Source organism: Pseudomonas sp. CM27 (assembly GCF_013179515.1).
GTDB lineage: Bacteria > Pseudomonadota > Gammaproteobacteria > Pseudomonadales > Pseudomonadaceae > Aquipseudomonas.
Genome location: NZ_JABMCN010000025.1, coordinates 1 through 15,878, shown reverse-complemented (window position 1 = coordinate 15,878; position 15,878 = coordinate 1). Strand labels below are relative to the sequence as shown.

The 15,878-nt window shown below is 63.4% G+C and carries 11 protein-coding genes; 7 read left to right on the top strand and 4 right to left on the bottom strand.

The window, feature by feature from the left end:
* Positions 1-59: 59 nt before the first annotated feature.
* From HP547_RS05270 to HP547_RS05260, 3 genes are read right to left on the bottom strand one after another with little or no spacing between them, the layout of a single operon-like run.
* Positions 60-1,040: an alpha-L-glutamate ligase-like protein gene (locus HP547_RS05270; RefSeq protein ID WP_172228877.1), complete on the bottom strand. Its 981-nt coding sequence runs from the start codon at positions 1,038-1,040 to the stop codon at positions 60-62.
* Positions 1,040-2,575, bottom strand: coding sequence for an inactive transglutaminase family protein (locus HP547_RS05265; RefSeq protein WP_172228875.1), 1,536 nt, complete (start codon positions 2,573-2,575; stop codon positions 1,040-1,042). The genes HP547_RS05270 and HP547_RS05265 overlap by 1 nt, the downstream gene beginning before the upstream one ends.
* A gap of 5 nt (positions 2,576-2,580) precedes the next feature.
* Positions 2,581-3,117, bottom strand: coding sequence for an ATP-dependent zinc protease (locus tag HP547_RS05260; RefSeq protein ID WP_019470703.1), 537 nt, complete (start codon positions 3,115-3,117; stop codon positions 2,581-2,583).
* 294 nt (positions 3,118-3,411) lie between these two features.
* Between HP547_RS05260 and HP547_RS05255 the strand changes: the two genes are divergently transcribed.
* The 6 genes from HP547_RS05255 to prpD all read left to right on the top strand — a co-directional run bounded on the left by HP547_RS05255 (position 3,412) and on the right by prpD (position 12,095).
* On the top strand, positions 3,412-4,128 hold the full coding sequence (locus HP547_RS05255) for a GntR family transcriptional regulator (RefSeq protein ID WP_172228873.1): 717 nt from the start codon (positions 3,412-3,414) through the stop codon (positions 4,126-4,128).
* Positions 4,125-5,015 carry a methylisocitrate lyase gene (gene prpB, locus HP547_RS05250; protein ID WP_172285670.1) on the top strand — a complete coding sequence of 297 codons (891 nt, stop codon included), beginning with the start codon at positions 4,125-4,127 and terminating at the stop codon, positions 5,013-5,015. Before HP547_RS05255 ends, prpB begins: the two co-directional genes overlap by 4 nt.
* Before the next feature lie 117 nt (positions 5,016-5,132).
* Positions 5,133-6,260, top strand: a complete 1,128-nt coding sequence (prpC, locus tag HP547_RS05245) for a 2-methylcitrate synthase (RefSeq protein ID WP_172228869.1) — start codon at positions 5,133-5,135, stop codon at positions 6,258-6,260.
* 273 nt (positions 6,261-6,533) lie between these two features.
* A complete protein-coding gene (gene acnD, locus HP547_RS05240) occupies positions 6,534-9,122 on the top strand; it encodes a Fe/S-dependent 2-methylisocitrate dehydratase AcnD (protein WP_172285669.1) in 2,589 nt (862 codons plus the stop codon).
* A gap of 130 nt (positions 9,123-9,252) precedes the next feature.
* Positions 9,253-10,443 (top strand): 2-methylaconitate cis-trans isomerase PrpF, encoded by a 1,191-nt coding sequence (prpF, locus tag HP547_RS05235; RefSeq protein WP_172285668.1) that lies wholly within the window; start codon positions 9,253-9,255, stop codon positions 10,441-10,443.
* 167 nt (positions 10,444-10,610) lie between these two features.
* Complete coding sequence (gene prpD / locus HP547_RS05230; protein WP_172228404.1) at positions 10,611-12,095, top strand: 2-methylcitrate dehydratase; 1,485 nt, start codon at positions 10,611-10,613, stop codon at positions 12,093-12,095.
* Positions 12,096-12,221: 126 nt separating this feature from the next.
* Here prpD and acnB read toward each other — a convergent pair whose 3' ends face one another.
* The gene (gene acnB, locus HP547_RS05225; protein ID WP_172228406.1) at positions 12,222-14,831 is read right to left on the bottom strand and encodes a bifunctional aconitate hydratase 2/2-methylisocitrate dehydratase; all 2,610 of its coding nucleotides are present in this window, start codon (positions 14,829-14,831) and stop codon (positions 12,222-12,224) included.
* A gap of 406 nt (positions 14,832-15,237) precedes the next feature.
* Between acnB and HP547_RS05220 the strand changes: the two genes are divergently transcribed.
* Positions 15,238-15,705 (top strand): DUF1289 domain-containing protein, encoded by a 468-nt coding sequence (locus HP547_RS05220; protein WP_172228402.1) that lies wholly within the window; start codon positions 15,238-15,240, stop codon positions 15,703-15,705.
* Positions 15,706-15,878: the final 173 nt, after the last annotated feature.

The window sequence follows — 15,878 nt, the reverse complement described above, 5'->3', positions numbered from 1 at the left end:
CATGCGGTCCCTGTGGGAGCTAGCTTGCCGGCGATGGGCTGCAAAGCAGCCCCGGCAATTCAGCGGCCAGGCACGTGCCCGAACAAGCCCTGAGCTACCCGTACCCGCTGCTCGGCATCCTCGGTTACCCCATCCTTGGCCAACGCTTCGATGTGCGCCTCGACGGCATGGGTGCGCTGGGTCAGCCCGCAGTCGTTGGCAATCTGGATGTTCAGCCCCGGGCGGGCGTTCAGCTCCAGAATCAATGGGCCTTTTTCCTGATCCAGCACCATGTCGACACCGATGTAGCCCAGGCCGCACAGCTCGTAGCAGCCGGCGGCCAGCTTCATGAAGCCGTCCCAGTTCGGCAGCTGCACGCCATCTACTGCGTTGGTGGTGTCCGGGTGCTTGCTGATGATGTTGTTCAGCCAGGTACCGCGCAGGGTCACGCCGGTGGCCAGGTCGACACCCACGCCGATGGCACCTTGGTGCAGGTTGGCCTTGCCCCCGGACTGGCGGGTCGGCAGGCGCAGCATGGCCATGACCGGGTAGCCCATCAGCACAATGATGCGAATGTCCGGCACGCCTTCGTAGCTGATGCTCTTGAAGATCTGGTCGGGGGTGACGCGGTACTCGATCAGCGCGCGGTCGCGGTGGCCGCCCAGCGAGTACAGGCCGGTGAGGATGCTGGAGATCTGGTGCTCGATTTCCTCGTGGCTGATGATCTTGCCCGACACCGTGCGGTAGCGGTCCTCGAAGCGGTCGGCGATCACCAGGATGCCGTCACCGCCAGCGCCCTGCGCCGGCTTGATGACGAAATCGTTGCGCCCGCCAATGATCTGGTCGAGCTTTTCGATCTCTTTTTCGGTCTCGATGATGCCGTACATTTCCGGCACATGGATGCCGGCCGCCAGGGCTCGCTCCTTGGTGATGATCTTGTCGTCGACGATCGGGTACAGGTGGCGCTTGTTGTACTTCAACACGTAGTCCGCGTTGCGCCGGTTGATACCCATGATGCCCCGGGCCTCCAGGGCTTTCCACGTCTTGATCAGGCCAAACATCAGGCGTCAGCCTTCTTCAGGAATGCCTTGAAGCGCACCAGCTCGGTCAGGCGGTAGCCGCGGTAGCGACCCATCGCCAGCATGAAGCCCACCAGAATCAACAGCACCGCCGGGAAGGTGAATACGAAGTAGACCAGCTCCGGCACCATCATCAGCAGGTGCGCCACGGAGGCGGCGAACAGGGTGCCGATGGCAACTTTCATGGCATGGCCGCCACCACGCTCTTCCCAGGTGATCGACAGGCGTTCGATGGTCATGGTCAGGATCACCATCGGGAACAGTGCCACCGACAACCCGCGCTCAAGGCCCAGCTTGTGGCTGAACAGGCTGATGGCGGCGATCAGTACCACGACGAAGGTCAGCACCACCGACAGGCGCGGCAGCATCTGCAGCTTGAGGTGTTCCAGGTACGATCGCAGTGACAGCCCCAGGGCGGTGATCACCGTGAACAGCACGATACCGAAGCCCAGCTGGGTCTCGCGGAAGGCCAGGGCGATCAGCACCGGGGTGAACGTACCCAAGGTCTGCAGGCCGATCAGGTTGCGCAGTACCAGAATCACCAGCACGCCGATCGGGATCATCACCATGATCATGAAGGTTTGCTGGGTTTGCAGCGGCAGGCTGTACAGCGAGTACTCGAGGAAGTCGGCGTCGGTGTTCTCGTCGGTCAGCTTGGCCAGGCGGATGGCGTTCATCTCGCTGTTGTTCATGCTGAAGGTGACGTTGGCCTTCTTGCCGCCATCGACGGTGATCAGGTTGTCGTCACCGGTCCACCACAGCAGGCGGTCGCTGGGCAGGCCCTGCTCGCCGGTGTCCGGGTTGAAGTACAGCCAGTCGTTGCCGTTGAAGCTGCGCAGCCACAGTTCCGGGGTTTGCGGAGTATCGGCGACCAGGCGAATGGTGTGCACTTTCTCCATCGGCACATGGGCGATGGACAGCAGCAGGTCGATGACCTGGGCCTTCTTCATGGCCGAGGTGTCGCCGGCCAGCAGCAGCTTGACGTTGTCGTCGTTGAGGTTGTTGACCCGCTTGATGGTCTCGCTGACGAAGGTCTCGACGTCGGCGGAGTGCTGACGGATCGGCGCCATCAGGGCCTCGGCGGCGATCTTCTCAGGACCCTCGACGGCCAGGCTGTCGCGGAATGTGGCGCCTTTGACCGTGGTCTTCTCGTTGCTGTAGCGCTTGGTCAGCACCAGGCGGTAGTAGAGGGTCTGGTTGCCGTTGGCGCGGCGCGCCGACCAGGTCACCTTGCGGTTGCCGTCGGCACGATTGACGCTGACCCCGTAGTTGTTGGAGATGAAGCTCTCGTTGAGGCTGACGTAGTCGCGGTTCAGCGGCGGCACGAACATCTGCACCTTGACCGGGTCCTTGGTGCTGGCCACGAACTCGACCTTGGCGTCGATGTTCCACAGGTCGTCGGTCTCGTCCTCGGTCACCGGGATGCCGAGGAAGAAGATCTGATAAGCCGTGACCGCCACGCCCAGCAACACCAGTACGGTGATCAGGACTTTCAGATGGAGGGTAAGAGAGCGCATCGGGGTTACTCTGCTTTGGGAGCGTCGGTGGCACAGGCAGGTTTGCCGGCCGCGTATTTAAGGCTTGGGTCGACCAGCGCGTCGAAGTGCTTGAGCGCCTCGGAGCCGATCAGCAGCGGAAACTGGAACGCGCTGCGGTCGGTGAGGTTGACTTCGATGGTGCGCATGGCCTGGCCCATGCAGATTTCCAGTTCGATGACCGGGCGCGCCGTGTAGGCCTTGCCGGATTCTGCGTCATAGTCGCCGGCGCGGCGCTTGATCTTGCTCACGCGGGCCAGCGGGCGCTCGATCGGGTGCGAATGGGCGGCATCGATGGCCAGGTAGAAGCGCACCCAGCTTTCGCCGTTGCGCTTGAAACGCTTGATGTCGCGGGCACTGAGCGAGGCGGTCTTGGCGCCAGTGTCGAGCTTGGCCGCCACTTCCAGGTCCAGGTCGCCCAGGCGGGCGTATTCGTTGAGACCGTACACGGTCTTGCCCGCAGCCTGGCCAAGGGCCGGCAGCAGGGTGAGGCATAGCAGCATTAAAACGGGTGTAAGTCTCATATTCCGGGCGCGGTGCTGTGCAAGGTTCAGGGCAAGGCGACTGGCAACTACTGCGCAAGCTTCCTCGTTCATCTGTCAACAATCATGGCTGGATGACAGATAGGCTATCCATACTCCGTCGGAGGCGCGGCATTCTATCACGCCGACGTCTTGACGCCAGCGGTGCGCGATCTGACAGCGCAACCGTGGCGTTAGTTCGCCCTTAGACGATTGTCGACAATATTCATTTTTTCTTTGACTGCGGCCGCCGTTTTCGCTAATTTCTGGCAAAGAGATTTTCAAGGTGTCGACAATATGCAGGGCCTTTCTACCCCCACCCCGGTGCTGACAGACGAAACGGAAACGTTGTCCGAAAACGTCTTCCGACGCATTCAGGCGGCTATCGTCAAGGGTGAGATCGCCCCCGGCAGCAAGATTTCCGAGCCGGAGCTGGCGCGCACCTATGGCATCAGCCGTGGCCCGTTGCGCGAAGCCATCCACCGCCTCGAAGGCCAGCGCCTGCTGGTGCGCGTGCCGCATGTCGGTGCGCGGGTAGTGTCGCTCGACCACGCCGAGCTCATCGAGCTGTACGAGATCCGCGAGTCGCTGGAGGGCATGGCCTGCCGCCTCGCTGCCGAGCGCATGAGCCAGGCCGACATCGACGAATTGCGTCGGGTGCTCGACACCCACGAACGCGATGCCGCCTTCCAGGCCGGCCTGGGCTACTACCAGCAGGAAGGCGACTACGATTTTCATTACCGGATCATCCAGGGTAGCGGCAACCAGACCCTGGTCAAGATGCTCTGCGGCGAGCTTTACCAACTGGTGCGCATGTACCGCATCCAGTTCTCCGCTACGCCCAACCGGCCGCGCCAGGCCTTTGCCGAGCACCACCGCATTCTCGATGCCATTGCCGACCGTGATGGCGAACTGGCCGAACTCCTGATGCGCCGCCACATCGGCGCGTCCAAGCGCAATATCGAGCGTCACTACATGGACGCCCACAACAACAGCCCACGAGGTGAGAAATGACTCTGAAGAGCACCCCCGGTCAGCGTTTCCGCGATGCCGTTGCCGCTGAACATCCGCTGCAGGTGGTTGGCGCCATCAATGCCAACCATGCCCTGCTGGCCAAGCGCGCGGGCTTCAAGGCCATCTACTTGTCCGGCGGCGGTGTGGCCGCAGGCTCGCTGGGCCTGCCAGACCTGGGCATCAGTGGCCTGGACGACGTGCTGACCGACGTGCGTCGCATCACCGACGTGTGCGACCTGCCGCTGTTGGTGGACGTCGACACCGGCTTTGGCGCGTCGGCCTTCAACGTTGCCCGTACGGTGCGCTCGATGTGCAAGTTCGGCGCTGCCGCGATCCATATCGAGGACCAGGTTGGTGCCAAGCGTTGCGGGCACCGCCCGAACAAGGAGATCGTCACCCAGCAGGAGATGGTCGACCGTATCAAGGCCGCCGTCGATGCCCGCACCGACGACAGTTTCGTGATCATGGCGCGCACCGACGCCCTGGCCGTCGAAGGTTTGAACGCCGCCTTGGACCGCGCCGCCGCCTGCATCGAAGCGGGCGCCGACATGATCTTCCCGGAAGCCATCACCGAGCTGCAGATGTACAAGACTTTTGCCGACAGGGTGAAGGCACCGATCCTGGCCAACATCACCGAGTTCGGCGCCACGCCGCTGTACACCACCGAAGAGCTGGCCTCGGTCGACGTGTCACTGGTGCTGTACCCGTTGTCGGCGTTCCGCGCTATGAACAAGGCCGCCGACAACGTGTACACCGCGCTGCGCCGCGACGGCACGCAGAAGAACGTGATCGACACCATGCAGACCCGCATGGAGCTCTACGATGCCATTGGCTACCACGCGTTCGAGCAGAGCCTCGATGCGCTGTTTGCCCAGAAGAAAGGCTGACAGTTCCGTTTGTCGCTGCTGCGACCGGCCCTTTCGCGGGTGAATCCACGAAGGGGCCCGCCCAGGTTTCAATGATTAGCCAGATTTCCATAACAAATTCAAGAAAGGAGAAACACCATGGCCGAAGCAAAAGTACTCAGTGGCGCAGGCCTGCGCGGTCAGGTGGCTGGCCAGACCGCGCTGTCGACCGTGGGCCAGGCCGGTGCCGGGCTGACCTACCGGGGTTACGACGTGCGTGACCTGGCAGCCGCTGCCGAATTCGAGGAAGTGGCCTACCTGCTGCTGTATGGCGAGCTGCCGACCCAGGCCGAGCTTGCCGACTACAAACACAAGCTCAAGGGCCTGCGCGACCTGCCCCAGGCACTGAAAGAAGTGCTGGAGCGTATTCCGCGTGACGCCCACCCGATGGACGTGATGCGCACCGGCTGCTCGGTGCTCGGCACCCTGGAGCCAGAGCTCACCTTCGAGGCCCAGCGCGACAAGACCGACCGCCTGCTGGCGCTGTTCCCGGCAGTGATGTGCTACTGGTACCGCTTCACCCATCATGGTGTGCGCATCGACTGCAGCAGCGACGAAGACACCCTCGGTGGCCACTTCCTGCACCTGTTGCACGGCAAGAAGCCGAGCGAGCTGCACGTGAAAGTGATGAACGTGTCGCTGATCCTCTATGCCGAGCACGAATTCAACGCCTCCACCTTCACTGCCCGTGTTTGCGCCTCGACCCTGTCCGATCTGTATTCTTGCGTCACCGCCGCCATCGGCTCGCTGCGCGGCCCGCTGCACGGTGGTGCCAACGAGGCAGCGATGGAGCTGATCGAGCGCTTCCAGAGCCCGCAGGAAGCCACCGCCGAATTGCTGCGCATGCTCGAGCGCAAGGACAAGATCATGGGCTTTGGCCATGCCATCTACAAAGAGTCCGACCCGCGCAACGAGGTGATCAAGGGCTGGTCGAAGCAACTGGCTGATCAGGTGGGCGACAAAGTGCTGTACCCGGTATCCGAAGCCATCGACAAGACCATGTGGGAGCAGAAACGCCTGTTCCCCAATGCCGACTTCTACCATGCCTCGGCATACCACTTCATGGGCATCCCGACCAAGCTGTTCACCCCGATCTTCGTCTGCTCGCGCCTGACCGGCTGGGCGGCGCACGTCTTCGAGCAGCGCGCCAACAACCGCATCATCCGCCCAAGCGCCGAGTATGTCGGTGTCGATCAGCGCCAGTTCGTGCCGATCGAGCAGCGCTGACCGACCGAACCTGTGGGGTGGCCTGTTCCGGCCTCATCGCCGGCAAGCCAGCTCCCACAGGTGTTGCACCGCCCTCGAGGCTTGTGCTGTGCCTATGGGAACTGGCTTGCCGGCAACGGGCCGGAGCAACCAACACCCACAGGTGTTGCACCGCCCTGGGGGCTTGCGCTGTACCTGTAGGAGCTGGCTTGCCGGCGATGAGGCCGGAGCAGCCGACACATGACAGCGATTGGAAAGCTATCCACGACCGTACCGTGACCGAGCCTGATAATTATGAACACTGCATTCCGCAAGCACCTGCCAGGCACTGACCTGGACTATTTCGATGCCCGCGCAGCGGTCGAGGCGATCAAGCCCGGCGCGTACGCTGGCCTGCCTTACACCTCCCGCGTGCTCGCCGAAAACCTGGTGCGCCGCTGCGACCCGGCCACCCTCGACGCCTCGCTGGCCCAGCTGATCGAACGCAAGCGCGACCTCGACTTCCCGTGGTTCCCGGCGCGCGTGGTGTGCCACGATATCCTTGGCCAGACGGCATTGGTCGACCTTGCCGGCCTGCGGGACGCCATCGCCGACAAAGGCGGCGACCCGGCCGCCGTCAATCCGGTGGTGCCGGTGCAGCTGATCGTCGACCACTCGCTGGCCGTGGAATGCGGTGGCTTCGACCCACAAGCCTTCGAAAAGAACCGCGCCATCGAAGACCGCCGCAACGAAGACCGTTTCCACTTCATCAACTGGACCAAGAAGGCGTTCAAGAACGTCGACGTGATCCAGCCAGGCAACGGCATCATGCACCAGATCAACCTGGAGAAGATGTCACCGGTGGTCCACAGCGACCGCGGCGTGGCCTACCCCGACACCTGCGTCGGCACCGACAGCCACACCCCGCATGTCGACGCCCTGGGCGTGATCGCCATTGGCGTTGGCGGCCTGGAAGCCGAGAACGTGATGCTCGGCCGTGCCTCGTGGATGCGCCTGCCGGAAATCGTCGGCGTCGAGCTGACTGGCAAGCTGGCGCCGAACATCACGGCCACCGACCTGGTGCTGGCCCTGACCGAATTCCTGCGTAAACAGAAAGTCGTCGGCGCCTACCTGGAGTTCCACGGCGAGGGCGCGCGTGCCCTGACCCTGGGTGACCGCGCGACCATTTCCAACATGGCGCCGGAATACGGCGCCACGGCAGCGATGTTCGCCATCGACCAGCAGACCATCGACTACCTGCGCCTGACCGGCCGCGAAGAGCATCAGGTAAAGCTGGTGGAAACCTACGCCAAGGCTACTGGCCTGTGGGCCGACAGCCTGGCCGAGGCGGTCTACGAACGCACCCTGAGCTTCGACTTGTCGAGCGTGGTACGTAACATGGCCGGGCCGTCCAACCCGCATGCTCGCGTCGCAACCAGCGACCTGGCGGCCAAAGGCATCGCCGGCAGCTGGGAGGACGTGCCGGGGCAGATGCCTGACGGCGCGGTAATCATCGCCGCCATCACCAGTTGCACCAACACCAGCAACCCGCGCAACGTGATCGCTGCCGGCCTGATGGCGCGCAATGCCAACAGGCTGGGCCTGGCCCGCAAGCCGTGGGTCAAGTCGTCGCTGGCGCCGGGCTCCAAGGCCGTGCAGTTGTATCTTGAAGAGGCCGGCCTGGAGAAGGAACTGGAGCAACTCGGCTTCGGCATCGTCGCCTTCGCCTGCACCACCTGCAATGGTATGTCGGGTGCCCTTGACCCGGTGATTCAGCAGGAGATCATTGACCGCGACCTGTACGCCACGGCCGTGCTGTCGGGCAACCGCAACTTCGACGGCCGTATTCACCCGTATGCCAAGCAGGCCTTCCTGGCTTCGCCGCCGCTGGTGGTCGCCTACGCCATTGCCGGTACCATCCGCTTCGACATCGAGAAAGATGTGCTGGGTGTGGTCGATGGCAAGGAAATCCGCCTCAAGGACATCTGGCCAAGCGACGAGGAAATCGACGCCGTGGTGCGTGCCGCAGTGAAGCCTGAGCAGTTCCGCAAGGTGTACATCCCGATGTTCGCCATCGAGGAAGACCGCGGGCCGAAGGTCGCCCCGCTGTATGAATGGCGTCCGATGAGCACCTACATCCGGCGCCCGCCATACTGGGAAGGGGCCCTGGCCGGTGAGCGCACCCTGCGCGGCATGCGCCCGCTGGCGGTGCTGCCCGACAACATCACCACCGACCACCTGTCGCCGTCCAACGCCATCATGCTCGACAGCGCCGCCGGTGAGTACCTGGCGAAGATGGGCCTGCCGGAAGAGGACTTCAACTCCTACGCTACCCACCGTGGCGACCACCTGACCGCCCAGCGCGCCACCTTTGCCAACCCCAAGCTGTTCAACGAAATGGTGCGCAAGGCAGACGGCAGCGTGCAGCAAGGCTCGCTGGCGCGGATCGAGCCGGAAGGCAAGGTCACCCGTATGTGGGAAGCGATTGAAACCTACATGCAGCGCAAGCAGCCGCTGATCATCGTCGCCGGTGCCGACTACGGCCAGGGCTCGTCCCGTGACTGGGCGGCCAAGGGGGTGCGGCTGGCAGGTGTCGAGGCGATCGTGGCCGAAGGGTTCGAGCGTATTCACCGCACCAACCTGGTGGGCATGGGCGTGTTGCCGCTGGAATTCAAGCCGGGCACCGACCGCAAGACCCTGGGCCTGGATGGCAGCGAGACCTATGACGTGCTGGGTGCGCGGACGCCGCGGGCGACCTTGACCCTGGTCATCACCCGCCGCCAGGGTGAACGCCTGGAAGTGCCGGTGACCTGCCGCCTGGACACCGCCGAGGAAGTGTCGATCTACGAAGCGGGCGGGGTGCTGCAGCGCTTTGCCCAGGACTTCCTCGAAGCGACCGCCTAACCATGAGAGCGGGGCCGCTGTGCGGCCCATCGCCGGCAAGCCAGCTCCCACAGGGATCGCGCTGGCTTGCCGGCGCTGGGCTGCAAGGCAGCCCCGGGGGTTCATGATTATCAGACAGGACAGCAACGCAATGGCTCACGTACCGCAAGTAAAAATCCCCGCCACCTATATCCGTGGCGGCACCAGCAAGGGCGTGTTCTTCCGCCTGCAAGACCTGCCCGAGCGAGCGCAAATCCCCGGCCCGGCGCGCGATGCGCTGCTGCTGCGGGTAATCGGCAGCCCCGACCCCTATGGCAAGCAGATCGACGGCATGGGGGGTGCTACTTCAAGCACCAGCAAGAGCGTGATCCTGTCGCCCAGCATCAAGCCCGAACATGATGTCGACTACCTGTTCGGCCAGGTCAGCATCGACAAGGCCTTCGTCGACTGGAGCGGCAACTGCGGCAACTTGTCTGCGGCAGTCGGTTCATTCGCCATCAGCAGCGGCCTGGTCGACCCTGCGCGCGTTCCGCGCAACGGCATCGCCACCGTGCGTATCTGGCAGGCCAATATCGGCAAGACCATCATCGCCCATGTGCCGATCACCGAGGGTGAGGTGCAGGAAACCGGCGATTTCGAGCTGGACGGGGTGACGTTCCCGGCCGCCGAGGTACAGCTGGAGTTCCTCGACCCAGCAGCCGACGAAGACGGCGCAGGCGCTGCGATGTTCCCCACCGGCAACCTGGTCGATGACCTTGAGGTGCCAGGTGTCGGTACGTTCCAGGCGACATTGATCAATGCCGGCATCCCGACCATCTTCATCAGTGCTGCGGACCTCGGCTACACCGGCGCCGAGTTGCAGGACGCCATCAACGGCGACCCGCAGGCCCTGTTGCGTTTCGAGACGATCCGCGCCCATGGCGCCGTACGCATGGGGCTGATCGACAACGTCGACCAGGCTGCCGGGCGTCAGCACACGCCAAAAGTCGCATTCGTGGCGCCGCCGAGCGCCTACACTGCGTCCAGTGGCAAGGCGGTGCAGGCGGGGGATATCGACCTGCTGGTTCGGGCCTTGTCGATGGGCAAGCTGCACCATGCAATGATGGGGACTGCTGCGGTGGCCATTGGCACCGCAGCGGCCATTCCGGGCACGCTGGTCAACCTCGCCGCTGGCGGGGGCGAGCGCAGCGCCGTGCGTTTCGGCCACCCCTCGGGCACCCTGCGAGTGGGGGCTGAGGCGCGCCAGGTGAATGGCCAGTGGACAGTGACCAAGGCAATCATGAGCCGCAGTGCTCGCGTGCTGATGGAGGGCTGGGTTCGCGTGCCTGGCGATAGCTTCTAACGCACCACTGGCGCTCGGCTTCAAGCGGGGCCGCTGTGCGGCCCATCGCCGGCAAGCCAGCTCCCACAGGTACTGCACAAGTCTCCAGAGCTGTGCGATCCCCGTAGGAGCTGGCTTGCCGGCGATGGGCTGCACGGCAGCCCCAGCACTTTTGAAGGGAGCTGGATATGAGCGCCAACGCAGACCTCAACGACCGCCCGGACTACGACCGGGTACTGCAAACCCTGGCGGACTACGCCCTCAGCTACCGGGTCGAATCCCCCGAGGCGCTGGACACCGCGCGCAACTGCCTGATGGACACCCTCGGTTGCGGCCTGCTGGCCCTGCGGTTTCCCGAATGCACCAAACTGCTTGGCCCCCTGGTCGAAGGCACCGTGGTGCCCAATGGTGCCCGCGTCCCCGGAACCGCCTACCGTCTCGACCCGGTCAAGGCCGCCTGGGACATCGGCTGCACGGTGCGCTGGCTGGACTACAACGACACCTGGCTGGCCGCCGAATGGGCGCACCCCTCGGATAACCTCGGCGGCATCCTGGCGGTTGCCGACCACCTGTCGCAGAAGCGGGTGGCTGCCGGTGAGGCGCCGTTGCTGATGGGCGATGTGCTCGAAGCCATGGTCATGGCTCACGAGATCCAGGGTGTGCTGGCGCTGGAAAACGCCTTCAACCGCGTCGGCCTCGATCATGTGATTCTGGTCAAGGTGGCTTCCACCGCCGTGTGCGCCAGGCTGATGGGGGCCAGCCGCGAGCAGATGCTCTCGGCCTTGTCCCACGCCTTTGTCGATGGCCAGGCGCTGCGCACCTACCGCCACGCGCCCAACGCCGGTTCGCGCAAGTCCTGGGCCGCTGGCGATGCGTCCAGCCGTGGCGTACGCCTGGCCGACATCGCCCTGCGCGGCGAGATGGGCGTGCCCAGTGTGCTGACGGCGCCACAGTGGGGCTTCTACGACGTGCTGTTCAGCCATACCAACAAGGACCTGGCGCTCAAACCGGCGGGCCAGCAGGAGCTGCGCGTGCCACAGGCACTGGGCAGCTATGTGATGGAGAACGTGCTGTTCAAGGTCAGTTTCCCTGCCGAGTTCCACGCGCAGACTGCCTGCGAGGCGGCGGTAGCCCTGCACCCGCTGGTGCGCAATCGCCTGCATGAAATAGACCGCATCGTCATCACTACCCAGGAGTCGGCCATTCGCATCATTTCCAAGAGCGGGCCGCTGGCCAATGCCGCCGACCGCGACCATTGCCTGCAATACATGGTGGCTGTGCCGCTGATTTTCGGGCATCTGGTGGCTGAGCATTATGAAGACGCCTTCCATGCCAACCACCCGAGCATCGATCGGCTTCGCGAGAAGATGGAGGTAGTGGAGGACCCGCGCTTCAGCCGCGAGTACCTGGAGCCAGCCAAGCGTTCGATCGCCAATGCGCTGCAGGTGTTCTTCAAGGACGGCAGCAGTACCGATCAGGTGGTGGTGGAATACCCGATCGGCCACCGGCGGCGGCGGGAAGAGGGGATACCGTTGCTGGAGGCCAAGTTCAGGGCCAACCTGGCGACGCGCTTTGCGCGGCAGCGGTGCCAGCAGATTTTCGAGCTGTGCAAGGACCAGCAAGGGCTGGAGCAGATGGCGGTGCACAGGTTTGTGGAGTTGTTTGTGATTTGAGGTTGTCTGTGCCGGCCTCTTCGCGGGCTTGCCCGCGAAGAGGCCGGCACAGGAGACACAAAAAAGCCCCGGCATTTCTGCCGGGGCTTTTGCTTGTAGCTTGTAGCTTACAACTTGCTGCTCAGCTTACGCCTGAACCACCGGGATCTTGGCGTTGGCTGCCGCTTCGCGGAACTCGGCGATCTGGTCGAAGCTCAGGTAGCGGTAAACGTCGGCAGCCATGCTGTCGATGTCTTTCGCATACTGCATGTACTCTTCGACAGTCGGCAGCTTGCCGATGATCGAAGCGACAGCAGCCAGCTCGGCCGATGCCAGGTACACGTTGGTGGCGTCGCCCAGACGGTTCGGGAAGTTACGGGTCGAAGTGGAAACCACGGTCGAACCGGTCTGCACACGTGCCTGGTTACCCATGCACAGCGAGCAGCCTGGCATTTCCATGCGCGCACCGGCCTTGCCGTAGATGCCGTAGTAGCCTTCTTCGGTCAGCTGGTGAGCATCCATCTTGGTTGGCGGAGCCAGCCACAGACGGGTCGGGATGCCGCCCTTGACCTTCTCCAGCAGCTTGCCGGCAGCGCGGAAGTGGCCGATGTTGGTCATGCACGAACCGATGAACACTTCGTCGATCTTCTCGCCCTGTACCGAAGACAGCAGGCGGGCATCGTCCGGGTCGTTCGGCGCGCAGAGCACAGGCTCCTTGACGTCGGCCAGATCGATTTCGATGATTTCGGCGTATTCGGCATCGGCGTCGGCCGACAGCAGCTCAGGGTTGGCCAGCCAGGCTTCCATGGCCTGGGCGCGACGCTCCAGGGTGCGGGCATCGCCGTAGCCTTCGCCGATCATCCAGCGCAGCAGGGTGATGTTGGAGGTCAGGTACTCGGCAATAGCCTTTTCCGGCAGCTTGATGGTGCAACCGGCAGCGGAGCGCTCGGCCGAGGCGTCGGACAGTTCGAACGCTTGCTCGACAGTCAGTTCGTCCAGGCCTTCGATTTCCAGGATGCGTCCGGAGAAGGCGTTTTTCTTGCCCTTCTTCTCGACGGTCAGCAGGCCGTTCTGGATGGCGTAGTAAGGGATGGCATGCACCAGGTCACGCAGGGTGATGCCTGGCTGCAGTTTGCCCTTGAAGCGCACCAGGATCGACTCTGGCATGTCCAGCGGCATGACGCCGGTGGCAGCGGCGAAGGCTACCAGGCCGGAACCGGCCGGGAACGAGATGCCGATCGGGAAGCGAGTGTGCGAGTCGCCACCGGTACCTACGGTGTCAGGCATCAGCATGCGGTTCAGCCAGCTGTGGATGATGCCGTCGCCTGGGCGCAGCGACACGCCGCCACGGGTGCGGATGAAGTCTGGCAGGGTGTGGTGAGTGGTGACGTCGATCGGCTTCGGATAGGCCGCAGTGTGGCAGAACGACTGCATTACCAGGTCGGCGGAGAAGCCCAGGCACGCCAGGTCTTTCAGCTCGTCGCGGGTCATCGGGCCAGTGGTGTCCTGGGAGCCGACGGTGGTCATCTTCGGCTCGCAGTAGGCACCTGGGCGCACGCCTTGGCCTTCTGGCAAGCCGCAAGCACGGCCGACCATTTTTTGCGCCAGGGTGAAGCCCTTGTCGGACGCGGCAGGCTGCTCAGGTTTCTTGAACAGGTCGACTGGGCCCAGGCCAAGCTCGGCGCGGGCCTTGTCGGTCAGGCCGCGGCCTACGATCAGTGGGATACGACCGCCAGCACGGACTTCGTCGAGCAGTACAGGCGTCTTCAGTTCGAAGGTGGTAACCAGCTCGTCGCTTTCGTGACGGCGCACTTCACCTTTGTACGGGTAGACGTCGATGACGTCGCCCATGCTCAGGTTGGTGCAGTCGAATTCGATCGGCAGGGCGCCGGCGTCTTCCATGGTGTTGTAGAAGATCGGAGCGATCTTGGTGCCGAAGCAGAAACCACCGGCGCGCTTGTTCGGCACGTACGGGATGTCGTCGCCGAAGAACCACAGCACCGAGTTGGTGGCGGATTTACGCGACGAACCGGTACCAACCACGTCGCCGACGTAGGCAACCGGGAAGCCTTTGGCGCGGACTGCTTCGATCTGCTTCAGCGGGCCGACCGAACCAGGTTGCTCAGGTTCGATGCCGTCACGGGCCATTTTCAGCATGGCCAGGGCGTGCAGCGGGATGTCAGGGCGCGACCAGGCATCCGGGGCAGGGGACAGGTCGTCGGTGTTGGTTTCGCCAGGCACCTTGAACACGGTCAGGGTGTACTTGTCGGCGATGGCCGGGCGGGTGGTGAACCACTCGCCGGCAGCCCAGGAGTCGAGCACGGCCTTGGCGTGGGCGTTGCCAGCCTTGGCTTTTTCGGCCACGTCGTGGAAGGCATCGAACATCAGCAGGGTGTGCTTGAGCTGCTCGGCCGCGACGGCGCCCAGTTCGGCGTCATCCAGCAGTGCGACCAGCGTTTCGATGTTGTAGCCGCCTTGCATGGTGCCCAGCAGCTCGGTGGCGTGCTTGCGGTCGATCAGTGGCGACTGGGTTTCGCCCTTGGCGACGGCGGAGAGGAATGCGGCCTTGACGTAGGCAGCTTCGTCGACCCCTGGCGGTACGCGGTTGGTGATCAGGTCTACGAGGAAGGCTTCTTCGCCGGCCGGCGGGTTTTTCAGCAGCTCGACCAGGCCTGCAGTTTGTTCGGCGTTCAGCGGCTGGGGCACGATACCCAGGGCGGCACGCTCTTCGATGTGTTTGCGGTAGGCTTCAAGCACAGTTATTTCCCTCATCAGTGGTCCCTAAAGGGGGTCCGGGACGCTTATCCAGCATTCGATGCACCCATGCGCTGCCACGGCTTTGTGGGCCGCCCAGCCAGGGTCGCAAAGAATCCTTACAGAAGCTGCTTTCAAAGTTTTACGCCTGCAGAACGGGGAGCTGATGAGGGCTGGCGCGGGCATGCGAGGGGTGCATGGCCCGGGCCAACGCCGTTCTACCGGATTAACTGTGCTCGTGACGCTTTGAAAACAGCTTCCAACGGACATTGTTGCCTTCGAAAAGGCCGGATGATTCTACGGTAAAAAACGCCCGAAGGTAAGGCGGCAAAGATGACTTTAAGCAGTGACCCTGGTTAGACAAAGGGCTAACATGGGGGCGTGTCCCACCGCCAAGCTGTTGTTTTTCATGTCCAACAAGTCCATCAAGACCCCTTGTGTCGGCCTGTGCTCCACGGTTTACGGAGACACGGTGTGCCGTGGCTGCAAGCGTTTTCACCACGAAGTGATCAACTGGAACGGCTATGACGACGCGCAGAAGCGCGCGGTGTGGCTGCGCCTTGAGCAACTGCTGGTGCAGGTGATGATGGCCAAACTGGAAGTGTTCGACAAAGGCCTGCTGCGCCAGCAACTGGAGCAGCGTTCCATCCGCTTTGTCGAGCAACAGTCGGAATATTGCTGGGCTTACCAGCTGATTGCCCGCGGTGCGCGGATGATCCGAGAGCTGGAGGCGTATGGCATGGTGTTGCTGCCGGAATTCCGTGACTGGGAGCTGCCGCAGTTGCGTGACGCCATCGACCGGGAATTCTTCCTGCTGTCCGAAGCGCATTACCAGCGGTACATCGCTCCGGCTTTCCTCAAAAGCGCGTTCGAGTAGGCCCTTTCCCTCTGTTTACCCGTTAGCCGGCTGGCTAGCTTGGCGCCCTCGTGAACGAATGAGGAGCGCTTCCGTGGGCAACTACAACTTCAAGCCCGACCTGTGCTTCAACGCGCGGTGCTGGTGGCAGCTGGGAGGTGTTAGGGTTGAAGGGGAGTGGGGCGCTGCTGTCG